16 protein-coding genes are annotated in these 20,235 nt (G+C 69.6%); 4 read left to right on the top strand and 12 right to left on the bottom strand.

Features of this window, described 5'->3' with window-relative positions; genetic code table 11:
- Positions 1–61 precede the first annotated feature (61 nt).
- From rodA to G582_RS0110980, 5 genes are all read right to left on the bottom strand, one after another.
- Positions 62–1,189 (bottom strand): rod shape-determining protein RodA, encoded by a 1,128-nt coding sequence (rodA, locus tag G582_RS0111000; protein WP_028839874.1) that lies wholly within the window; start codon positions 1,187–1,189, stop codon positions 62–64.
- A complete protein-coding gene (mrdA, locus tag G582_RS16385) occupies positions 1,186–3,135 on the bottom strand; it encodes a penicillin-binding protein 2 (RefSeq protein ID WP_425476550.1) in 1,950 nt (649 codons plus the stop codon). The genes rodA and mrdA overlap by 4 nt, the downstream gene beginning before the upstream one ends.
- A gap of 6 nt (positions 3,136–3,141) precedes the next feature.
- A complete protein-coding gene (mreD, locus tag G582_RS0110990; protein WP_028839873.1) occupies positions 3,142–3,621 on the bottom strand; it encodes a rod shape-determining protein MreD in 480 nt (159 codons plus the stop codon).
- Positions 3,618–4,526, bottom strand: coding sequence for a rod shape-determining protein MreC (gene mreC, locus G582_RS16380; protein ID WP_051247160.1), 909 nt, complete (start codon positions 4,524–4,526; stop codon positions 3,618–3,620). Before mreC ends, mreD begins: the two co-directional genes overlap by 4 nt.
- 125 nt (positions 4,527–4,651) lie before the next feature.
- Positions 4,652–5,695 carry a rod shape-determining protein gene (locus G582_RS0110980; RefSeq protein ID WP_028839872.1) on the bottom strand — a complete coding sequence of 348 codons (1,044 nt, stop codon included), beginning with the start codon at positions 5,693–5,695 and terminating at the stop codon, positions 4,652–4,654.
- A gap of 207 nt (positions 5,696–5,902) precedes the next feature.
- Here G582_RS0110980 and G582_RS0110975 point away from each other — a divergent pair, with 207 nt between their 5' ends.
- Positions 5,903–6,838, top strand: a complete 936-nt coding sequence (locus G582_RS0110975) for a carbohydrate kinase family protein (RefSeq protein WP_028839871.1) — start codon at positions 5,903–5,905, stop codon at positions 6,836–6,838.
- 10 nt (positions 6,839–6,848) lie between these two features.
- Here the strand turns inward: G582_RS0110975 and G582_RS0110970 are convergent, their stop codons facing one another.
- From G582_RS0110970 to G582_RS0110960, 3 genes are read right to left on the bottom strand one after another with little or no spacing between them, the layout of a single operon-like run.
- Complete coding sequence (locus G582_RS0110970) at positions 6,849–7,574, bottom strand: hypothetical protein (RefSeq protein WP_038053846.1); 726 nt, start codon at positions 7,572–7,574, stop codon at positions 6,849–6,851.
- A 40-nt stretch (positions 7,575–7,614) separates the two neighbouring features.
- Positions 7,615–8,583: an alpha/beta fold hydrolase gene (locus tag G582_RS16375; protein ID WP_051247171.1), complete on the bottom strand. Its 969-nt coding sequence runs from the start codon at positions 8,581–8,583 to the stop codon at positions 7,615–7,617.
- Between the two features lie 50 nt (positions 8,584–8,633).
- The gene (locus G582_RS0110960) at positions 8,634–10,601 is read right to left on the bottom strand and encodes a M1 family metallopeptidase (protein ID WP_028839869.1); all 1,968 of its coding nucleotides are present in this window, start codon (positions 10,599–10,601) and stop codon (positions 8,634–8,636) included.
- 196 nt (positions 10,602–10,797) lie between these two features.
- Here G582_RS0110960 and G582_RS16370 point away from each other — a divergent pair, with 196 nt between their 5' ends.
- Positions 10,798–13,083 (top strand): DUF5916 domain-containing protein, encoded by a 2,286-nt coding sequence (locus tag G582_RS16370; protein ID WP_051247159.1) that lies wholly within the window; start codon positions 10,798–10,800, stop codon positions 13,081–13,083.
- A gap of 54 nt (positions 13,084–13,137) precedes the next feature.
- Here G582_RS16370 and G582_RS0110950 read toward each other — a convergent pair whose 3' ends face one another.
- The 4 genes from G582_RS0110950 to rhlB all read right to left on the bottom strand — a co-directional run bounded on the left by G582_RS0110950 (position 13,138) and on the right by rhlB (position 17,420).
- Positions 13,138–13,968, bottom strand: a complete 831-nt coding sequence (locus tag G582_RS0110950; RefSeq protein WP_038053843.1) for a response regulator — start codon at positions 13,966–13,968, stop codon at positions 13,138–13,140.
- A 1-nt stretch (position 13,969) separates the two neighbouring features.
- Positions 13,970–14,932, bottom strand: coding sequence for a permease-like cell division protein FtsX (ftsX, locus tag G582_RS0110945; RefSeq protein WP_028839867.1), 963 nt, complete (start codon positions 14,930–14,932; stop codon positions 13,970–13,972).
- On the bottom strand, positions 14,925–15,614 hold the full coding sequence (gene ftsE, locus G582_RS0110940; protein ID WP_028839866.1) for a cell division ATP-binding protein FtsE: 690 nt from the start codon (positions 15,612–15,614) through the stop codon (positions 14,925–14,927). Before ftsE ends, ftsX begins: the two co-directional genes overlap by 8 nt.
- A gap of 75 nt (positions 15,615–15,689) precedes the next feature.
- Positions 15,690–17,420: an ATP-dependent RNA helicase RhlB gene (rhlB, locus tag G582_RS0110935; protein ID WP_028839865.1), complete on the bottom strand. Its 1,731-nt coding sequence runs from the start codon at positions 17,418–17,420 to the stop codon at positions 15,690–15,692.
- Between the two features lie 208 nt (positions 17,421–17,628).
- Here rhlB and trxA point away from each other — a divergent pair, with 208 nt between their 5' ends.
- A complete protein-coding gene (trxA, locus tag G582_RS0110930) occupies positions 17,629–17,955 on the top strand; it encodes a thioredoxin (protein WP_028839864.1) in 327 nt (108 codons plus the stop codon).
- A 316-nt stretch (positions 17,956–18,271) separates the two neighbouring features.
- On the top strand, positions 18,272–20,017 hold the full coding sequence (gene rho / locus G582_RS0110925) for a transcription termination factor Rho (RefSeq protein ID WP_028839863.1): 1,746 nt from the start codon (positions 18,272–18,274) through the stop codon (positions 20,015–20,017).
- The last annotated feature ends 218 nt before the right edge of the window (positions 20,018–20,235 follow it).

Here is a 20,235-nt window from a genome sequence, read left to right as displayed (position 1 = left end):
TCAGGTTTACCGGCGCAAAACCGCGTGGCTCCTGCCACCGCAAACGCAGCTGCAACGCGCCTCAGCGGTGGACTTGTCGCCGCGATTTCAGCGCCATCACCACCCCGAAACCCAGCAGCAGGGTGGCCGCCGAGGTACCGCCGTAGCTCAGCAGCGGCATCGGCACGCCGACCACCGGCAGCAGCCCGGAAATCATCGCGCCGTTGACCAGCACGTACACGAACAGCGACAGCCCGATGGCGCCGGCCAGCAGCCGCGCGTAGCCATCACGCGAATCCGCGGCGATCCACAGGCAGCGCGTCACCACGAACAGGTACAGCGCCAGCGCCAGCGCCACCCCGATCCAGCCGAAATCCTCGGCCAGCACCGAGAACGCGAAGTCGGTGGTGTGCTCGGGCAGGTAGTTCAGGTGCGACTGGGTGCCCTGGCCCCAGCCCTTGCCGGTGAGGCCGCCGCCGCCAATGGCGATCTGCGACTGCAGGATGTTCCAGCCCGCACCCATCGGGTCGTTTTCCGGATTGCGGAAAGTAAGAATGCGGTCCTGCTGGTAGGGCCGCAGGAAGCTCATCCATTCGATCGGCGCGAACATCGCCAGCGCGAAGCCGGTGCCACCCAGCGCGCCGGCAATGCCCCACCACCACCACGAGGTGCCGGCCAGGAACAGCACGAACACGCCGGCGGCCAGCACCAGCGCGGCGGTGCCAAGGTCGTGCTGGAGCAGGGTCAGGCCCACCGGCAGGGCGATGATCGCCACCCCGGCCAGCAGCACGCCAAAGCGCGGCGGCAGCCGCTGGCGGTCGAAATGCCAGGCCAGCATCATCGGCAAGGTCAGCTTGGCCAGCTCCGACGGCTGGAAGTTGAAGAAACCGAGGTTGATCCAGTGGTTGCCGTATTTGCCGCTGCCGATGAACAGCACCAGCACCAGCGGCACCAGCGAGGCCACGAAGATCGCCGGGGTGGCCTGCTTGAGCAGGTGCGCCGGCACCCGCGAGGCCACCCACAGCGCGCCCAGGCCGACGCAGTAGAACGCGCCCTGCATCGCCACCCCGCGCAGGGATTCGTTGCCGGCGCTGTACTGGGTGGCCAGACCCATGCCCATCAGCGCCAGCAGCCCCGCCAGCAGCGGCAGGTCGAGCGTGCGCGCGAAGCGCTGCAGCAGCTCCAGCAGCATCCGCAGCAGCACGTTCATCGACCCACCTGCACGGGTGCGGGTGCCGCAGGGGCCGCAGTGGCCGGGGTGCCGCGCACGTCGGAAAAATCAGGCTTCGCGCTCGCCGCGGGCATTTCCTTCGATGCCGGCGGGGCAGCTTTCCTGCCGAGCAGCCACGCCTCGAAGACCTTGCGCACGATCGGCGCCGCGGTATCGGCGCCGAACCCGCCGCCCTCCACCGCCACCGCCACCGCGATGGTCGGCGCCTCCGCCGGCGCATAGCCGATGTACAGCGCGCGGTGGCGCTTCCACAGCGGCAGCGAGCGCGGATCGACCGCGGTCGCGCCGCGGTTGACCACCTGCGCCGTGCCGGTCTTGCCGGCGGAACGGTAAGGCGCGCCGCGGAACACGCGCGCAGCGGTGCCGGAACCGCCGGTGGTCATCTCCATGCCTTCCTGAATCACCTTCACATTGCTGGGATGGTCGCTGATGCGCGCCGGCGGCGACTGCGGCAGCGGCTGCCACGGCGCATCGAAACCGGCGCGCTGCGCCACGGCCAGGTGCGGGCGGCGCAGATTGCCGCCATCCGCGATCGCGGCAACGCCGCGCACCAGCTGCAGCGGCGACACCTTCCACAGGCCCTGGCCGATGGAGGAGTTGACCAGGTCGCCCGGATACCAGCGCTGCTTGGCGTATTTCATCTTCGAAGCCGGCGACGGCACGATGCCCTCGATCTCGCCGGCAAGGTCGATGCCGGTCTTCTGGCCGAACCCGTATTTCGTCATGTACTCGTCGTAGCGCTGCACGCCCAGGTCCAGCGCCAGCTGGTAGTAGTAGGTGTTGACCGATTCGTAGATCGACTTTCGCGCGTCGGTCCAGCCGTGCACGCCATCCAGCCAGCCGCGGCCGCGCATGCCCGGCAGGCGGAACACGCCGGTCGACAGGACCCTGTCGCCGGGCTGGCGCAGGCCGCTGTCGAGACCGGCCAGCGCGGTCAGCGGCTTGATCGTGGAACCGGGCGCTACCCCGCCCAGCACCACCCGGTTGAACTGCGGGCGCGACGGGTTGTCGTTCAGCGCCTTGAAGTCGGCGTGGCTGATCCCGTTGACGAACAGGTTGGCATCGAACGAGGGCAGGCTGACCATCGCCAGGACCTCGCCGCTGCGCGGGTCCATCGCCACCGCCGAGCCTTCCAGCTGGCCGAACGCATCCACCATCGCCTGCTGCAGCTCGGCGTCGATCGACAGCCGCAGGTCGGTGCCGGGCACCGCCGGCAGCGTGTCCAGCGCGCGCACGGTGCGCCCGGCGACGTTGGTTTCCAGCCGCCGGAAGCCGGGCCGGCCGCGCAGTTGCGCTTCGTAATAGCGCTCCAGCCCGGTCTTGCCAGTGTGGCTATAGGCGCCGCCGGCATCGCCCAGTGCGGCCAGGTCCTTTTCATCGATGCGGCTGACGTAGCCGACCACGTGCGCGAACAGGTCGCCGTAGGGATAGACGCGGCCGAGGTAGGGCACCAGCTCCACGCCGGGGAAGCGCCAGCGGTCCACCGCGAACCGCGCCGCCTCCTCGTCCGGCACGCGCAGCTTGATGGTGACCGGCTTGAACGGCCGCGCAGCCTTGTAGTCACGCAGGAACTGCGCCTTCTGCTCGTCATCAAGCGCGACCACGCCCTGCAGGCTTGCCAGCAGCTTGGCAGCGTCGCCGGCGCGTTCCGGCACCGCCTCCAGCCGCCACGCCGCCACGTTTTCGGCAAGGATGCGGCCCTTGCGGTCGTAGATCAGCCCGCGCGCCGGTGCCACCGGCACCAGCCGCAGGCGGTTGGCCTCGGAACGGGTGGCGAACTCGTCGTGGCGCAGCACCTGCAGGCGGAAATACCAGCCCGCCAGCGCGCCCAACCCGGCCAGCGCGAGCAGGAAACCGGCCAGCGCGCGGCGCCGGAACAGCGCGGCCTCGCTCGCGTGGTCCTTGATCTGGCGGGCGCGGCGGATCATCGCTCAGCCGGGCCGGCGCAGGCGCAGGAAATCGAGCAGCAGGTGCAGCGGCGGCCACAGCAGCATGCCGACCAGCGGCGCCGCCCAGTACAGCCACGGCAGCTGCGGCACGCCTGTCAACACGTGCAGGCCGGCGCTGATGACGCGGTCGTTGAGCAGCAGCACGCCGATGGTCAGCGCCTGCTGCGACACCGGGAAGAAGCGCAGCCGCGCGCGGAAGCGTTCGAGGATGAAGGCCAGCACCACCAGCCGCAGCGACTGCTCGCCCAGCAGCCCGCCGAAGGCGATGTCGGCCAGCAGTCCCAGCGCGAACGCGGTGCCGAGGCCCAGCCGGTCCGGGGTTTCCAGCAGCCAGTAGGCCAGCACCAGCGCCAGCCAGTACGGCCGCAGCGCCTGCAATACGCCGGGCAGCGGCACCAGCCCCAGCAGCAGCGCCAGCAGCAGGCTGACCGGCAACACCCAGCCGTTGCGCGCGCGGCTCATCGGCGCGGCTCCGCGCTTGTGTCCCTCCCCTGCGCAGGCAGGGGAGGGTTGGGGAGGGGTTGGTTTGCGGGCCGGTAGCCGCGCAGCAGCAGCACGTCGCGGCCGCGGTCGAGCTGCGCGGCCGGCTTCACTTCCGCCTTCAGGAAGGCGCGGCTGTCATCGGCGCGCAGCGCGCCCACCCGGCCCACCGCGAAGCCCGGCGGGAAACGGTCACCCAGGCCGGAGGTCAGCAACGCGTCGCCTTCGCGCACGTCGGCGGACAGCGGGATGTCGGCCAGCTGCAGGGCGTCGTTGCGGCCGGTGCCATAGACCATCAGCCGCACCCCGCTGCGCGCGACCATCACCGGCACCGCGTGGTCGGGGTCGGTCAGCAGCAGAACGGTGGCGGTGGTCGGGGTGGTGGCGATGACCTGTCCCATCAACCCACCGGCATCGATCACCGGTTGCCCGACCCGCACGCCGCTGCCGCTGCCGGCACCCAGCAGCAGGCGCTGCCGACTGGGGTCCAGGTCGACGTCGAGCACGCTGGCCAGCTGCACGTCCAGGCGCCCACGCTCGACGCTGCCCAGCAGCCCGCGCAGGCGTGCGTTCTCGGCCGCGGCGGTGCGCAGGCGCGCATTGCGCGCGGCCGACAGCAGCAGCGCCTGGCGCAGGCGGGTGTTGTCGCTGGCCAGCTGGGCGCGGGTGACCGCGTTTTCGCGCAGGCTGGCGCCCGCCCGCGACGGCAGCCCGGCCAGCCACCACAGCGGCTGCATCGCCGCCTCGGCCTGCACCCGCACCGCATGCAGCCAGCCACCGCGGAAGTCCAGCACCATCAGCGCAACGGCCAGCACCAGGAAAACCAGCAACCGCAGCACGCCGGCGATTTCACCGGGGCGGGAAGCGGAGGGGCCGGCGTGGGGCATGAGCGGAGGGCAAGTGGAAGGAAGTGGAAAGCCGGAAAAAGCTCAGGGACAACCGCGCGCGCCCGAAAGCGGCGCGGACGTTGGCATGCCCGCCCGCCGCCCTGCGCCTGCTGCCGATGCCCGCCTCACTCGGGGGCGAAGAACTCGTTGCCGTGCATGTCCACCAGCTCCAGCGCACGACCGCCACCGCGGGCCACGCAGGTCAGCGGATCATCGGCCACCTGCACGTGCAGGCCGGTTTCCTCGGAGATCAGGCGATCCAGATCGCGCAGCAGCGAACCGCCGCCGGTCAGCACGATGCCGCGCTCGGCGACGTCGGCCGACAGTTCCGGAGGGGTCTGCTCCAGCGCCTGGCGGATGCCGGCAAGGATGCCCTGCAGCGGCTCGCGCAGCGCTTCCTGCACCTCGGTGGAGCTGATGGTGATCATCTTCGGCACGCCCTCGGCAAGGTGGCGGCCGGAAATCTCGGTCTGGCGCACCTCGTCGTTCGGGTAGGCGCTGCCGATCTCGATCTTGATGCGTTCGGCGGTGGCATCGCCGATCAGCATGCCGTGGTGGCGGCGCACGTAGTTGATGATCGACTCGTCGAAGCGGTCGCCGCCGATCCGCACCGACTGCGAGTACACGATGCCGTTGAGCGCGATCACCGCCACCTCGGTGGTGCCGCCGCCGATGTCGACCACCATCGAGCCGCGCGCTTCGGTCACCGGCATGCCGGCGCCGATCGCCGCCGCCATCGGCTCCTCGATCAGGTAGACCTCGCGCGCGCCGGCTTCTTCCGCCGACTCCTTGATCGCGCGGCGCTCCACCTGGGTGCTGCCGGCCGGCACGCACACCAGCACGCGCGGGCTGGGACGCAGGAAGCGGCTCTTGTGCACCTTGCGGATGAAGTGCTTGAGCATTTCCTCGGTGTAGGTGAAGTCGGCGATCACGCCATCCTTCATCGGCCGCACCGTGGTCATGTGGCCGGGGGTACGGCCGAGCATCTGCTTGGCCTCACTGCCGACCGCCGCCACCGCGCGGGCGCCGCCGCCGCGGTCCTGGCGCACCGCCACCACCGAAGGTTCGTTGAGGACGATGCCCTGGCCGCGCACGTAGATCAGGGTGTTGGCGGTGCCGAGGTCGATGGAAAGGTCGCTGGAGAAGTAGCGGCCGAGGAACTTGAACATGCGGAGGGCTGCCGGAAAGGGGGATCGCCGCGCGGGGGAACGCGGAAGGAAGAAGACCGCGTCGGTCACACCGCCGGGGGCGGTTAGCCTAGCAACGCCCCCCGTCGGCGGCAAGGAACCACGTCCCAGACCCATTCATCGGCGGCTGCCAAGCCCGGGCACCGCGGGTATCATGGGCGGCCTTGCGTCCGCTCCCTTGAGATTCCGATGGCTGCACTGATCTGCGGTTCCCTGGCCTACGACACCATCATGGTGTTCCCCGACCAGTTCAAGAACCACATCCTGCCGGACAAGGTGCACATCCTCAACGTGTCCTTCCTGGTGCCGCGGATGCGCCGCGAGTTCGGCGGCTGCGCCGGCAACATCGCCTACAACCTCAAGCTGCTGGGCGGCGACCCGATCCCGATGGCCACGGTGGGCGCGGACTTCGGCCCGTACCGGGAATGGTTCGGCGAGCAGGGCATCACCCTCGACCACGTCAAGGTGATCGACGAGCTGTTCACTCCGCAGGCGTTCATCACCACCGACCACGACAACAACCAGATCACCGCCTTCCACCCGGGCGCGATGATGCGCAGCTACGAAAACCACGTGAAGGACGTGCCCGGCGTCACCATCGGCATCGTCAGCCCGGACGGCTACGAGGGCATGCTGCAGAACGCGAAGGAATTCCACGCGGCCGGGATCCGCTTCATCTTCGACCCCGGCCAGGCGATGCCGCTGTTCAACGGCGACGAGCTGCGCCACTTCATCGAGCTGGCCGACTACGTCACCGTCAATGACTACGAATCCAACCTGCTGCAGGAGCGCACCGGCTGGAGCGAGCAGGACATCGCCGGCAGGGTCAAGGCCTACATCACCACCCGCGGGCCGCAGGGCGCGGAGATCCATGCCGACGGCACCACCCACCGCATCCCGCCGGCGCACGAGCGCCGCGTCACCGATCCCACCGGCTGCGGCGACGCGTTCCGCGCCGGGCTGATTTTCGGCATCGAGAAGGGCTACGACTGGATGACCATCGGCCGCATGGGCAACCTGATGGGCGCGCTGAAGGTCGAGCACCCGGGCACCCAGAACCAGCGCTTCGACTACGACGAATTCGCCGAACAGTTCCGCCAGCAGTTCGGCTACTCGCTGGGTTGATCCGGCCCGCTCAGTTCCACTTCGGCAGCTTAGACGGCGCAAGGCCGCCGACCTCGAACTCGGCGGTACGCCGGCCCACCGCCTTGGTCGGGAATTCGATCGACAGGTGGCCGGCCGATTTCGCCAGCTTCCACAGCGCCTTGTGGTCTTCGATGAACATGGCGATGGCTTCGTCGGTCTTCGGCCGCGAGCCGGGCAGAGTGTGGGTCTTGCCGTCGGCCACCACCTTCAGCCTGCAGCCGGCGTAGCAGTCGAAGTCGCCGGCCTCCAGCACCAGGTAGGCGCTGCGGCCCCACTCCGGGTGGTCGCGGAAGATCAGCCGCACCGGGTGCGCGCCGCCGCCGTCGGTGTCCACCGGCTCCTGCGAATAGATCGACGCCGACAGCTGGTGGCCGTCCTTGCCGACCGGTTCATCGCCATAGCTCCACAGCGCCGCCAGCCGCTGCTGCAGCACCTCGGCCTCGGCCTTGGCGCGGATGTCGTCGAGCTGCGGCTTGACCCGCGCCGCCGCCTGGCTGGTGGGATGATCGATCTGCAGGACATCGCCGTAGCCCTTGGCCAGCCGCCAGTTGTGCGCGGCCACCGCGTCCTCGAACTGCTTCTCCATCGCCGCCGCGGCCTGCTCCTTCGCTTCCCCCTGCGCGGCGGCGGCGCGCGCGGCGGCCTCCGGGTCCTCGCCCTTGCAGGCGACAAGCAGCAGCGCGGTGGCGAGGGCGAGCGTGGCGATCTTGGTCATGGCGGGCATCCGGAGCGGGAACGGCGACGGTTGCGCGAGCTTAATGGCCCGCAGCGCCATTGTGGGCATCGATCCACCCAACCACGGCATCCGCCACTTCGCGCGGGCGCTCCATCAGCGACATGTGGCCGCAGCCGTCCAGCAGCACCTTGCGCGCCTGCGGGATGCGCGCCGCGTACAGGTCCAGCGCGCTGGCGTCGATCACCGCGTCCTGCCGGCACCACAGCAGCAGCGCCGGCTGGCGGATGCGTGCGGCCTCTTCTCCCGGCAGCAGGCTGTCTTCGCCGCGACCGATGCGGTCCAGCACCGACTGCTCGAAGGCGGCGTCGGCGCGGCGTTTTTCGATCAGCCCGGCCGACGCCGGCCACGGGATCCACGGCCTGGCGGCAGCGTCGAAGAACACCGTGTCGAGGTAGCGCTGCAGGCTGGCGGCGTCCTCCACCGCGAACGGGTTGTGCCCGGCCAATACGTCGAGGCCGAAGCGGTTGTCCTTGAAGCGCACGCCGGCCGCGTTGAGCAGGCCCACTTTCGCCACCGCCTGCGGATGCCGCGCGGCGACCAGCGCGGCGATGCCGCCGCCCATCGAATGCCCCAGCAGCACCACCGGCCGATCCGGCGAGACGGCGCGAATGAATGCCGCCACGTGTTCCGCCTGCTCGGGGAAGCCGTAGCCGACGCCCGGCTTGCGCTGCGATGCACCCCAGCCCGGCAGGTCGGGAATCAGCAGCCGGTAGCGGCCACCCAGTTCGCGCGCCAGCGGATACCAGTTCTCCTTGCTGCCGGTGTAGCCGTGCAGCATGACGAGGGTGGGCGCGGCGGGATCGTCGGCGTCGCGGGACGCATACGCCCAGCGGTGGCCGGCGGCTTCAAGCGTGCCCGCGGACAGCCCGGCGGCAACGCGTTGGCGCGCGAATTCGGCGCGCACCAGCAGGTAGGGATCGCGCCACAGGGCGATCGCGGCGACCAGCGCCGCGAGCAGCAACAGCGACAGGACGAGGGGTTTGGCCATCATCGACGCCAGGCGCGCGCCGGCCGCGGTGGCCGGCGCGCGCGACGCGCTTACTGCGCCGCCGGTGCGACGGGCGCGACCGGCGCGGCCGGCGCCTTGGCCTTGGCCTCGGCGATGATCGCCTCGACCGAGCCGGCGGTGATCGGATGGGTGGCCGGCCTGGCCTTGGCGAACGCCTGTTCGGCGAACGCCAGCCCGTCCGGGGTGGCCACCAGCGCCTTGTAGACCGGCAGGATCAGCTTGCGGCGGCCGACACGCTCCAGGAACTTGCCCATTTCCTCACGCGCCGCGGCGTAGCCGCTGCGTTCGGCCAGCGGGTACCAGCGCATCGCGATCTCGCCGTTGGGCGTGCCGGTGAAGTGATAGGCGGTATCCAGCTGCTGCAGCTGTTCCGGCTTCAGCGTCTCCGGCATGCCTTCGAGGAAATGCACCCACTCCTGCGTGCCCCAGGCACCGGTGATGGCCTTGTCCGGCAGCGTGGCGCTGCCCTGCCAGGCGATGCGCGCGGCATTGACGGTACTGAACTTGGCGGACTCCACCTTCGGCGCAGTGGCGGGGATGCCCGGCTCATACAGCCACTGGTCGACTTCCTGCATCGTCACCACGTTCGGGTGCTTGTCGATCAGGTTGGCCTTCAGGTAATCGCGGAACTGGCTGGTGGTGATGCTCTGGAAGGCGAAGTGGTCGAAATAGCCCTTCAGCCACGGATCGAACACCTCGCGGCCGAAGCGCTTCTCCAGGAACTGCAGGAACCACGCGCCCTTGGTGTAGACGGTGGCGCTGGACTGGTCGTCGGGGTCGGCCAGCGTGCCCGGCTTCAGCGACAGGCGCTGCAGCTTGGGATCCAGCGACGCGAATTCGCTCTTCAGCTCGTCGCGGTCGATCACTTCCTCCATCGCCGCCATGTCCGGGCCATACAACGCCTCGGTGATGCGGCTCTGCACGTAGGTGGTGGTGCCTTCGTTGAGCCAGCTGTCCTTGTCGGTGGCGAAGGTGACCAGGTTGCCCGACCAGCTGTGCGCCAGCTCGTGCGCGATCAGCGAGACCAGCGACTTGTCGCCGACGATCACGGTGGGGGTGGCGAAGGTCAGGCGCGGGTTCTCCATGCCGCCGTAGGGGAAGCTGGGCGGCAGCACCAGCAGGTCGTAGCGGCCCCAGCGATACGGGCCGTACAGGCCCTCGGCGGCATCGATCATCTTCTCGGTGTCGTCGAACTCGGCCACCGCCTTGTCGACCATCGCCGGCTCGGCCCACACGCCGCTGCGCTCGCCGATCTTCTTGAACACCAGGTCGCCGGCGGCGATGGCGAGCAGGTAGGACGGGATCTTCTGCGGCATCTTGAAGCTGTAGTCGCCGTCGCGCGCGGCGGCCGGGTCGTTGTCGGCGCTCATCAGCACCATCACGTTGGCCGGCGACTTCACGTTGGCGCTGTAGGTGAAGCGGATCTGCGGCGTGTCCTGCAGCGGCACCCACGAACGCGCGTGGATCTGCTGCGACTGGCTGAACATGAACGGGGTCTGCTTGCCCTCGGTCATCGACGGCGCCAGCCACTGCAGGCCCGAGGCCTCGGGCGAGGTGACGTAGCTGACCCGCACCTTGGCCGGGCGGTTCGGGGTTTCGATGGTCAGTGCGCTGCCCAGCACCTTGTCCTTGTCCGACAGCGCGAACTTCAGCGGTTCCCACTTGCCGTCGGCGCCCAGGCCTTCGGCCTTGTCGATGGTCAGGTCGCGGGTGTCCAGCACCAGCTGGGCCGCGGACTTGTCCACCCAGTCCAGCGCGTAGGTGGCGGTGCCGGCGATGGTCTTCCCGTCGAAGTCGACGGCCAGGTCCAGCGCCAGGTCGGTGGTGCGGACCTTGTCCGGCTGGGCATAGGAATGCTCGTCCACGATCTTCTCCGCAGCGGCAGCCGGCGCGGCCGGCGTGGCGGCGGCGGGCGCGGGGTTCTGGTTGCGCTGGCAGCCGGTGGCGACCAGGCCGAGCGCGGCGGCGATGGAAACGGAAAGAAGCAGCTGACGCATGGTCACGACCCGATAGCGGAAAAACCCGAGTTTATCGCCGCCAGCGCGCATCCGTCGCATGCCCGGCCGCGCCGCAGCGCGCCTGCACCACACTGCGCGCCCGCTGCCGCCCGCAATCCCCTGCCATCAGTCATGGCAACCGTGGCCGGCGGTGCGGCATCCCAGTGTCATCGACGATCCGCTACGGAGAGCCCGCTTGAAGCCGTTCACCCTGAAGCCGCACGCCCTGGCCACCGCCCTGCTGCTATGCGCCCCGTTCGCCGGCACCCATGCCGCCACCCCGCCCGCCGCCGACGATTCCGGTTCCGTGTCGCGTTCGCCGTTCGTGCCCGGCGGCCGCATCCCGCTGCTGCGCGGCGAGATCAGCATCGACGGCAACCCCGACGAGGCGGCGTGGGGCGATGCGCTGGTGCAGGAAATCGCCTTCGACATCCAGCCCGGCGACAACACGCCGGCGCCGGTGAAGACCACGGTGCGGATGGGCTACACCGCCGATGCGCTGTACCTGGCGTTCCGCGCAATGGACCCGAACCCCGAGCGCATCCGCGCCCATCTGCGCGACCGCGACGCCGCGTTCAACGACGACTGGGTGGGCGTGTTCCTCGACACCTTCAACGACCACCGCCGCGGCTACGAGCTGATCGTCAATCCGCTGGGCGTGCAGGCCGACCTGATCCGCGACGAGACCAACAGCGAGAACCAGGAAGACCCCAGCTGGGATGGGCTGTGGGCCAGCGCCGGCCGTCTCACCGCCGACGGCTACGAAGTGGAAGTTCGCATCCCGTTCTCCACCCTGCGCTTCCCCGCCGCCGGCGGCGACCAGCGCTGGGGCATTTCGCTGTTCCGCAACTGGCCGCGCGACAAACGCCACCAGCTGACCAGCCACCGGGTGCCGCGCGAATCCAACTGCTTCCAGTGCCAGTGGGGCAAGTACGACGGCCTGGCGGGCGCGCAGCAGGGCCGCAACCTGGAAATCGTGCCGACCCTGACCGTGGGCGCCACGCAGGGCCGCGACAACGCCGGCGAACGCTGGCGCAGCGGCGACACCAGCATCGAGCCGGGCGTCGACGTGAGCTGGGCGCCGTCGCCGGCGATGACCCTCAACGCCACCCTCAACCCGGACTTCTCACAGGTCGAAACCGACCAGCTGCAGCTCGCCTTCAACGACAGCTTCGCCCTGTTCTATCAGGAGAAGCGGCCGTTCTTCCTGGAGGGCGCGGACTACTTCACCAGCCAGTTCGACGTGCTCTACACCCGCCAGATCGCCGACCCCGACTTCGGCCTGCGCGCCGCCGGCCGCACCGGCAGCGGCGCCTACGGTGCGATCGTGGCGCGCGACGCCACCACCCTGCTGCTGGTGCCGGGCGTGCTGGGCTCCGGCTTCGAACAGCTGGACCAGAAGGCCAACGTGGCCGTCGGCCGCTACCGCTACGACTTCAACACCCACTTCAGCGTCGGCGCGATCGGCACCCTGCGCAGCGGCGACGACTACAGCAACAACGTGGCCGGCGTCGACGCGCGCTGGCAACAGGGCAGCCACACCGCCACCGCGCAGTTCCTGCACAGCCGGTCGGAATATCCGGCCGCCATCGTCGATGGTTACAGGGACGAACTGGGCGACGATGCCACCCCGTCCGGCAATGCCTGGCGCGCCGCGTATTCGTTCGGCAACCGCAACTGGAGCCTGGACGCCTGGCACATGGACATCGATCCCGGCTTCCGCGCCGACCTCGGCTTCATGGGCCAGGTGGGCTACGACAAGTCGCTGGTCGGCGGCGGCCACAGCTGGTTCCGCGACGGCAAGGCGTTCAACCGCATCAATGCCTACATGGATTTCGACATCACCCACCGCTTCGACGGCCAGCTGCTGGAACGCGAGCTGGAAGCACAGGTGAACGCGCAGGGACCGATGCAGAGCAACCTGCGCCTGCACGGCCTGACCCGCGCGCGCTACTGGGAAGGCCGGCTGTTCGACGAGCACTACGTCGACGTCGACGCCAATTTCCGCCCCAACGGCAAGCTGCAGCTGGGCGCCTACGTGCAGGTCGGGCAGATGCTCGACCTCGCCGCCGACCGCACCGGCCGGCGCACGATGGTCGAGCTGTCCGGCAACCTCAACGTCGGCCGCGGCATCGCGCTGGACATGGACCTGGTCCACCAGCGCATGCGCCGCGACGGCGGCACCGCGTTCACCGCCAGCGTGCTCAACGCCGGCGGCAGCTGGCAGTTCGACCCGCGCCAGCGCCTGCGCATCACCGTGCAGGGCAGCAAGGTGGACCGCGAGCAGGCGCTGTATCCCGACACGATCAACGAAAACGCACGCGACTGGGCCGCGCAGGTGGTCTATTCCTACAAGGTCAACCCGCGCACCGCGCTGTACGCCGGCGCGTCCTACGGCGCGTTCATGGACGACGATCACCGCGAGCTGTTCGGCAATACCCGCAGCGTGTTCGTCAAGTTGAGCTACGGCTGGCAGCCGTAAGCGGCGCGGCGCGGACGGCAACGGAGAGGGGCGGCAACGCCGCCTTTCCGGTCTTCAACCCAGCTTCGACAGCCGCAGCTGGAACAGCACCTTGGTCACCAGCAGGCGCTCTTCGATCGGCTTGAGCACCAGGTCGTTGGCGCCGTCGCGCAGCAGCGCGGCCTGGTTGTCGCGGTTGTCGTCGCCGGTCATCATCACCATCGGCAGTCGGCGCTTGCCGTAGTGGAACACGTCGCGGATCTGGTTGAGCAGTTCGCGGCCGCTGAGCGCGCCTTTCAGGTACACGTCACTGAGCACCACGTCGGCGCCGACGTCGCCGTCCTTGCGGCCGAAGAACTTGTGCAGGTGCTCCAGCGCGTCCTCGGCGCTGATCACGTGCAGCACCTGCATGCCGTGGCGCTCCAGCATGCGCTTGGTCGCCACCGCCACCACCCGGCTGTCCTCCACGTACAGCACCCGCGCGCCCTCGATCGGCGCCGGCTGCACGTAGCCGCGGATGAACGCGGCCAGCGCGGTCTGCCCCAGCGACTTGTCGAAGTAGTCGGTGATGTCCTCGGTGAAGGCGCGCGTCTCCAGCGCCTCCTGGGCGTTGCCGGAAATCACGATCACCGGCACGTAGCTCTGCCCGGACGCCTCGCGCACGCTGCGCGCCAACGCCAGGCCATCGCCGTCGGGCAGCACCAGCGCGGTGGTGACAAGATCGACCGCGCCCTCTGCCAGCGCCTTGCGCGCCTCGGCGATGCTGGAACAGCCGAGCACCTGCGCGCCCGGCAGCTCTTTCGCCAGAGTGTCGCCCACCAGCTTGCGCACCAGCTTGCTGCCATCGACCACCATCACCCGCGGCGCGTCGCTGACCACGTGGCGCAGATCCTGTTTCTCGGCCATCTCAATACTCCCGTGGGCGGGCCTGCCGCAGATAGTGCCCGGTGACAGCACCCGCCCCGAGCCAGCCCAGCAGGCCTGCGCCGGCCAGCACGCAGGCGGCGGCCAGCGGATCCAGGCCCTGCAGCGCGAAGCTGCTGCCATAGCGGGTGGCCAGCGCTGCCAGCGGCGCCTGCAGCGCCATCCATGCCAGGGTCAGGATGCCCAGCGCCAGCGCGCCGGCGGACAGCCCGTACCAGATGCCGAGGTAGAGGAACGGGCGACGCACGAAACCGTCGCTGGCGCCGAGCAGCTGCAGCACGCCGATTTCCTCGCGCCGCGACTGGATGTCCAGACGCACGGTGTTGCCGACCACCAGCAGCGCGCCCAGTCCCAGCAGCGCAGCCAGCACCTGCACCACCCGCGCGCCGAAACCCAGCCACGCCTGCAGGCGTTCGCGCCAGCGCGCGTCGTGCTGCACGCGGTCGGTTTCGGGCAGCGCCTGCGCCGCCTGCACCAGCGCGTGCTCGTCTGCGCGCGGAACCACCCGCAGCGCCTGCGGCAGCGCCGCGCGCGCGGCGTCTTCGCCCAGCGCATCGATGGCCGCGGCCAGATCGTCGCGCTGGCGCAGCTGTGCCAAAGCTTGCTCCGGCGCCACCCGCTCGACCGAAGCGACATCGCTGCGCGCACGCAGCACCGCGGCCAGCGCATCCGCCTTCGCCGCGTCGATGCCCGGCTGCAGGAACACCGTCACCTCGCGCGCGGCCTGTACCTGCCCGCCCAGCCGCTGCACATTGGCCAGCACCACCCACAGGCCCAGCGGCAGCGCCAGCGCCAGCGCCATCACCCCGATCGTGAGCAGGCTGGCCCACGGCTTGCGCAGCAGCCGGCCGAGGCTTGCGACCACGCTGTAACCGTGGTGTTCCAGCCATGCGCCGGCGCGGCTGGAATGCAGCTGCTCGACGCGCTGGTTGCCGGGCTTAGCCATCGGCCAGGTCCTCCGGGGCGATGTCGTCGGTCAGCCGGCCCTGCTCCAGCACCAGCACGCGCCTGCGCATGCGCTTGACCAGCGCCAGGTCGTGGCTGGCGATCAGCACGCTGGTGCCGCGTTCTGGCAGCGAGGCGAACAGCGCCATGATTTCGGCCGACAGGGTGGGATCGAGGTTGCCGGTCGGCTCGTCGGCAACCAGCAGCGGCGGTTCGGCCACCACCGCGCGGGCGATGCCGACGCGCTGCTGCTCGCCCGCCGACAGCTGCGTCGGCAGCGCGTTGGCGCGCGCCTCCAGCCCCACCCGGCCGAGGATGGAACGCACCCGCTTGCCGATCTCGGCGCGCTTCATGCCGCGCAGCACCAGCGGCAGCGCGACGTTGTCGGCGACGCTGCGGTCCATCAGCAGCTGGTGGTTCTGGTAGACCACGCCGACGTTGCGGCGATGCGCGGCGATGCGCCCGCCGCGGACCTTGGCCAGGTTGCGTTCGTCGAACAGCACCGCGCCGCGGCTGGGCCGCTCGGCCAGCTGGATCAGCTTCAGCAGCGTGCTCTTGCCGGCACCGGAATGGCCGGTGACGAACAGCATTTCGCCCGCGTCCACGGCGAAGCTCACCTCGGACAGCGCGGGCTGGCCGCCGGGGTAGAGCTTGCTGACGTTGTCGAACCGCAGGACCGGCATGCGTGGGATGGACGATACGAACGGACAGGCAGTATCGCCCGAGCCGGCGCCAGCGGCCAGCGCGGGCGCGCCTGCTCAGTGCTGCCGGTTGGGCGTACGCGTTACCAGCGACTTCAACCCACGACCGATGCGACTGAGCAGCGAGGACTTGTCGGCGGCTTGCGCAGCAGCAGCGCCAGCCGCGGACTTGCTGGCCGGCACGTATTTCGGTGCCGCCGGCTTGGCCGGCTGCTGCGGCGCGGCCGCCTGTGCCGGCACTGCGCCCTCGGCGCCCTCCAGCGGACGCCCGCTGCGGCGGCGGCGGCGCTTGCGTGCCGGTGCTTCGCCTTCGACCGCTGGCTGCGATTGCGGCTGTGCCTGCGCAACCGCGGGCTGCGGCGCAGCGGCAACGGCGGCATCACCTTCCGCGCGCGGCTTGCGCGGCGGGCGCGGGCCACGGCTCTCTCCGCTGCGACGCTCGCCACTTCCGCTGCGCTCGCCCGAACGCCCACCGGCGCTGCGGCCGCCGCGGCCACCGCCGCGCTTGGCATCCTCGGCGGCGCGCGCCTCGCGCACTTCCTTGAAGATCTCGCCGACGCTCTCGCCTTCCTCGGCATTCAGCTCGACGCCCTCGCGCGGCTTGCGCGGCAGCGGGACCAGCATTTCCGGGGTGACGTGTTCGCCCGGGATCTTCTGCTCGATGTAGGCCTCGATGTCGGGCAACGACATGCCATAGCGCTCGCAGGCGAAGCTGATCGCATCGCCCTCGGCGCCGAGGCGCGCGGTGCGCCCGATGCGGTGGACGTAGTCCTCGGCATCGAACGGCAGGTCGTAGTTGTAGACGTGCGACACCCCATCGATATGCAGGCCGCGCGCGGCCACGTCGGTGGCCACCAGCAGTTCCAGCTGGCCGGCCTGGAATTTCTTGAGCAGCGATTCGCGCTTCTTCTGCGGCACGTCGCCGCTGAGCACGCCGACCCTGTAACCCGCCTTTTCCAGCGCACGCGCGACCCGTTCCACGAACGCCTTGGTGTTGACGAACACCATGGTGCGCGCGCCTTCGCTGCGCGACAGCAGGCCGATCAGCAGCGGGATCTTCTCTTCGTCGGCCGGGTAATACAGCTTCTGCCGCACCTTCGCCGCGGTGATGTGCTCGGTTTCCACCACCAGCTTCTGCGGCTCGTTCATGTGCTCGTAGGCCAGCTCCAGCACGCGGTGGCTGAGGGTGGCGGAGAACAGCAGGGTCTGGCGGGTGCCGCGCTCGGGCATGCGCCGCAGCAGGAACCGGATGTCCTTGATGAAGCCGAGGTCGAACATGCGGTCGGCTTCGTCCAGCACGCAGACCTCGCACGCATGCAGGCTCACCACCTTGTGCTGCTTGACGTAGTCGATCAGCCGGCCGGGAGTGGCGATGATCACGTCGGCGCCGGCCTGCAGCAGCTCGCGCTGCTTGTCGTAGTCCACGCCGCCGTACACCAGCGCGAACTTCAGGCCGAGGTCGGAGCCGAACTTCACCGCGTCCTTGTGGATCTGGATCGCCAGCTCGCGGGTGGGCGCCAGGATCAGCGCGCGCGGGTCTTCCGGCTTGCGGTCGGCCAGCGCAGGGCGCGTGAGCAGGCGGTTGATCACCGCGACCAGGAAGGCCAGGGTCTTGCCGGTGCCGGTCTGCGCCTGGCCGGCAACGTCGCCACCGGGCAGCGCCACCGGCAGGGTCATCGCCTGGATGGGGGTGCAGCGGGTGAAGCCGGCGCCTTCCAGCCCTGCAAGCAGGTCCGGGTGCAGGTCGAAGGTGGAAAAGGTGATGTCGGTAAGCGGCTTGTCGGACACGGGTGTCTGCCTCGGAAGGTGGCAGGCACGCGGTTCCAGAACGCCGCGTTGCACTTCGCCACTTGCATGAATGGAGGGCAGCCACGCAGACTGCCGGGACAATTCCGGGGCTGGTCGTTCCCGGCACGGCGCCTTGAAAAAACCGGCGCAACCTCCCAAGTCTAACACCGGCGCGGCCTGCCGCGCCCCGCAACCCTCTGGAGCCGACATGAGCGATACCGTCCTGCACGCCACCGATGCCGATTTCGACAGCCACGTCCTGGCCTCCGACCAGCCGGTGCTGGTGGACTTCTGGGCGCCCTGGTGCGGCCCGTGCAAGATGATCGCCCCGGCGCTGGACCAGCTGGCCGCCGATTACGCCGGCAAGGCGAAGATCGTCAAGGTCGACGTCGACCAGAACCAGCAGACCGCGCTGAAGTACCACGTCCGCAGCATCCCGATGCTGCTGCTGTTCAAGGGCGGCCAGGTGCAGGCCACCCAGATCGGCGCGGTGGGCAAGGCCCAGCTGGCGCAGATGATCGACAAGGCGATCTGAGCCCCGCTCCGCAAACGCGCCGGTCACCCCCATGACCGGCGCCATCCGGCGAGCACCGCCCCGCGCGCAGGCTTCCTGACCCGCGTCGAACACGCCGGCAACAACGTGATTCCCATCGCGGGCCGCCGCCGTAACTGAACCGGCCAGCGCCCGCCGCTTGCATGGCAGGCCGCGGCAGTGCTAGCGTTTCACACCATCCGGCGCTGCTCCGTCCCCTCTACGGCGCGCCGCACCCCTTCTGATCCACTCCCGGTCCGAATCATTCCCGACGATCCGCCCGCCCCTGCGGGCGCTCGCAACGCAAGCGAGGTTTCCCTTGTCCGATACCCCCAACGACGCCAGCGGCGAAGTCGCCGAAAAGCGCGTGCGCAAACCCCGCGTGGCCAAGCCGCGCAGCCCCGAGCAATCCGAGATCGCGCTGTCGCCCGTAGCGGCACCACCCGCGCCGGCACCCGTAGCAGCACCGGCCGCGAGCGCACCGATGGCGCCCGCGCAGCCCGCGTCGCCGCCGGCCCCCACGCCGCACGCCGCCACCGATTCCGCACCACAGCCGGCACGCGGCGACAAGCCGCGCGAAGGCAACCGGCAGCAGGGCGATAGCGGCGGGCAAGGCGGGCAAGGCGACCAGGACGGCGGCCAGTCGCATGAGGGCGGCCAGCGCAACAGCCGCCGCGAGCGCTTCAAGAATCGCCGCGACCGCCAGCGCGACCGCCCGCGTGACGGCGGCATGTCCGACGAGGGCGGCAACGGCGAGAACTTCGTCCCGCGCCCGCATCCGCAGGTGCCGGAAGGCTTCCCCATCTATTCGCTGGGCGACCTCAAGCGCTCGCCCGCGCACAAGCTGCTGGAAATCGCCGACCAGCTGCAGATCAGCGAGGGCGTGGCCCGCGCGCGCAAGCAGGACATCATCTTCGCGATCCTGAAGGTGCTGACCCGCCACGGCGAGGGCGTGCAGGCCGACGGCGTGCTGGAAATCCTGCCCGACGGCTTCGGCTTCCTGCGCGCGGCCGAGGCTTCGTACCTGGCCGGCCCCGACGACACCTACATCAGCCCGTCGCAGATCCGCCGCTTCAACCTGCGCACCGGCGACCACGTCTCCGGCCGCATCCGCTGGCCCAAGGACGGCGAGCGCTACTTCGCGCTGAACATCGTCGACACCATCAACGGCGAGCCGATCGAGGCGTCCAAGAACAAGACCCTGTTCGAGAACCTCACCCCGCTGTTCCCGCGCAAGCGCTTCAAGCTGGAGCGCGGCGACGGCTCGAGCGAGGACATCACCGGCCGCATCCTCGATCTCATGGCCCCGCAGGGCAAGGGCCAGCGCGCCCTGATCGTCAGCCCGCCGAAGGCCGGCAAGACGATGATGATGCAGCAGATCGCCAGCGCCATCACCTACAACCACCCGGACGTGCACCTGATCGTGCTGCTGATCGACGAGCGCCCGGAGGAAGTGACCGAGATGCAGCGCACAGTGCGCGGCGAAGTCATCTCCTCCACCTTCGACGAGCCGGCCGCGCGCCACGTGCAGGTGGCGGAAATGGTGATCGAGCGCGCCAAGCGCCTGGTCGAGCACAAGAAGGACGTGGTGATCCTGCTCGACTCGATCACCCGCCTGGCCCGCGCCTACAACAACGTCATGCCCAGCAGCGGCAAGGTGCTGACCGGCGGCGTGGACTCCAACGCCATGCACCGCCCGAAGCGCTTCTTCGGCGCGGCCCGCAACGTGGAGGAAGGCGGCAGCCTGACCATCATCGCCACCGCCCTGGTCGACACCGGCAGCGCGATGGACAAGGTGATCTACGAAGAGTTCAAGGGCACCGGCAACTCCGAAGTGCACCTGGACCGCCGCATCACCGAGAAGCGCGTCTACCCGGCGATCAACGTCAACCAGTCCGGCACCCGCCGCGAGGACTACCTGATCGAACCCGACCTGCTGCAGAAGATCTGGATCCTGCGCAAGCTGCTGCACCCGATGGACGAGATCGCGGCGATGGAGTTCCTGCTCGACAAGATGAAGAACACCAAGTCCAACGACGAGTTCTTCGGTTCGATGCGGAAGTAGGCCGCCGCGCCGTCGATGCATACGGAACGCCCCGCAGCGATGCGGGGCGTTTTCGTTTTATGGTGCCGCCGGGGCAGCGATCAAAGCTCCAGCACGCCTTGATCGACGTGGCTGGCCGCTGGCCGAATACGGCAGAAAGACAGCAAATCTGCCATCCGGGCGCCCTTGTCGCGCCAATCATCGAACAGACCTTCGCCTATCAGTGCGTAATGCCATTC

Origin of the sequence: Thermomonas fusca DSM 15424 (assembly GCF_000423885.1) — a bacterium.
GTDB lineage: Bacteria > Pseudomonadota > Gammaproteobacteria > Xanthomonadales > Xanthomonadaceae > Thermomonas > Thermomonas fusca.
Note: the sequence above shows the minus strand (reverse complement) of the source record. Positions and strands in the feature narration are given on the sequence as shown.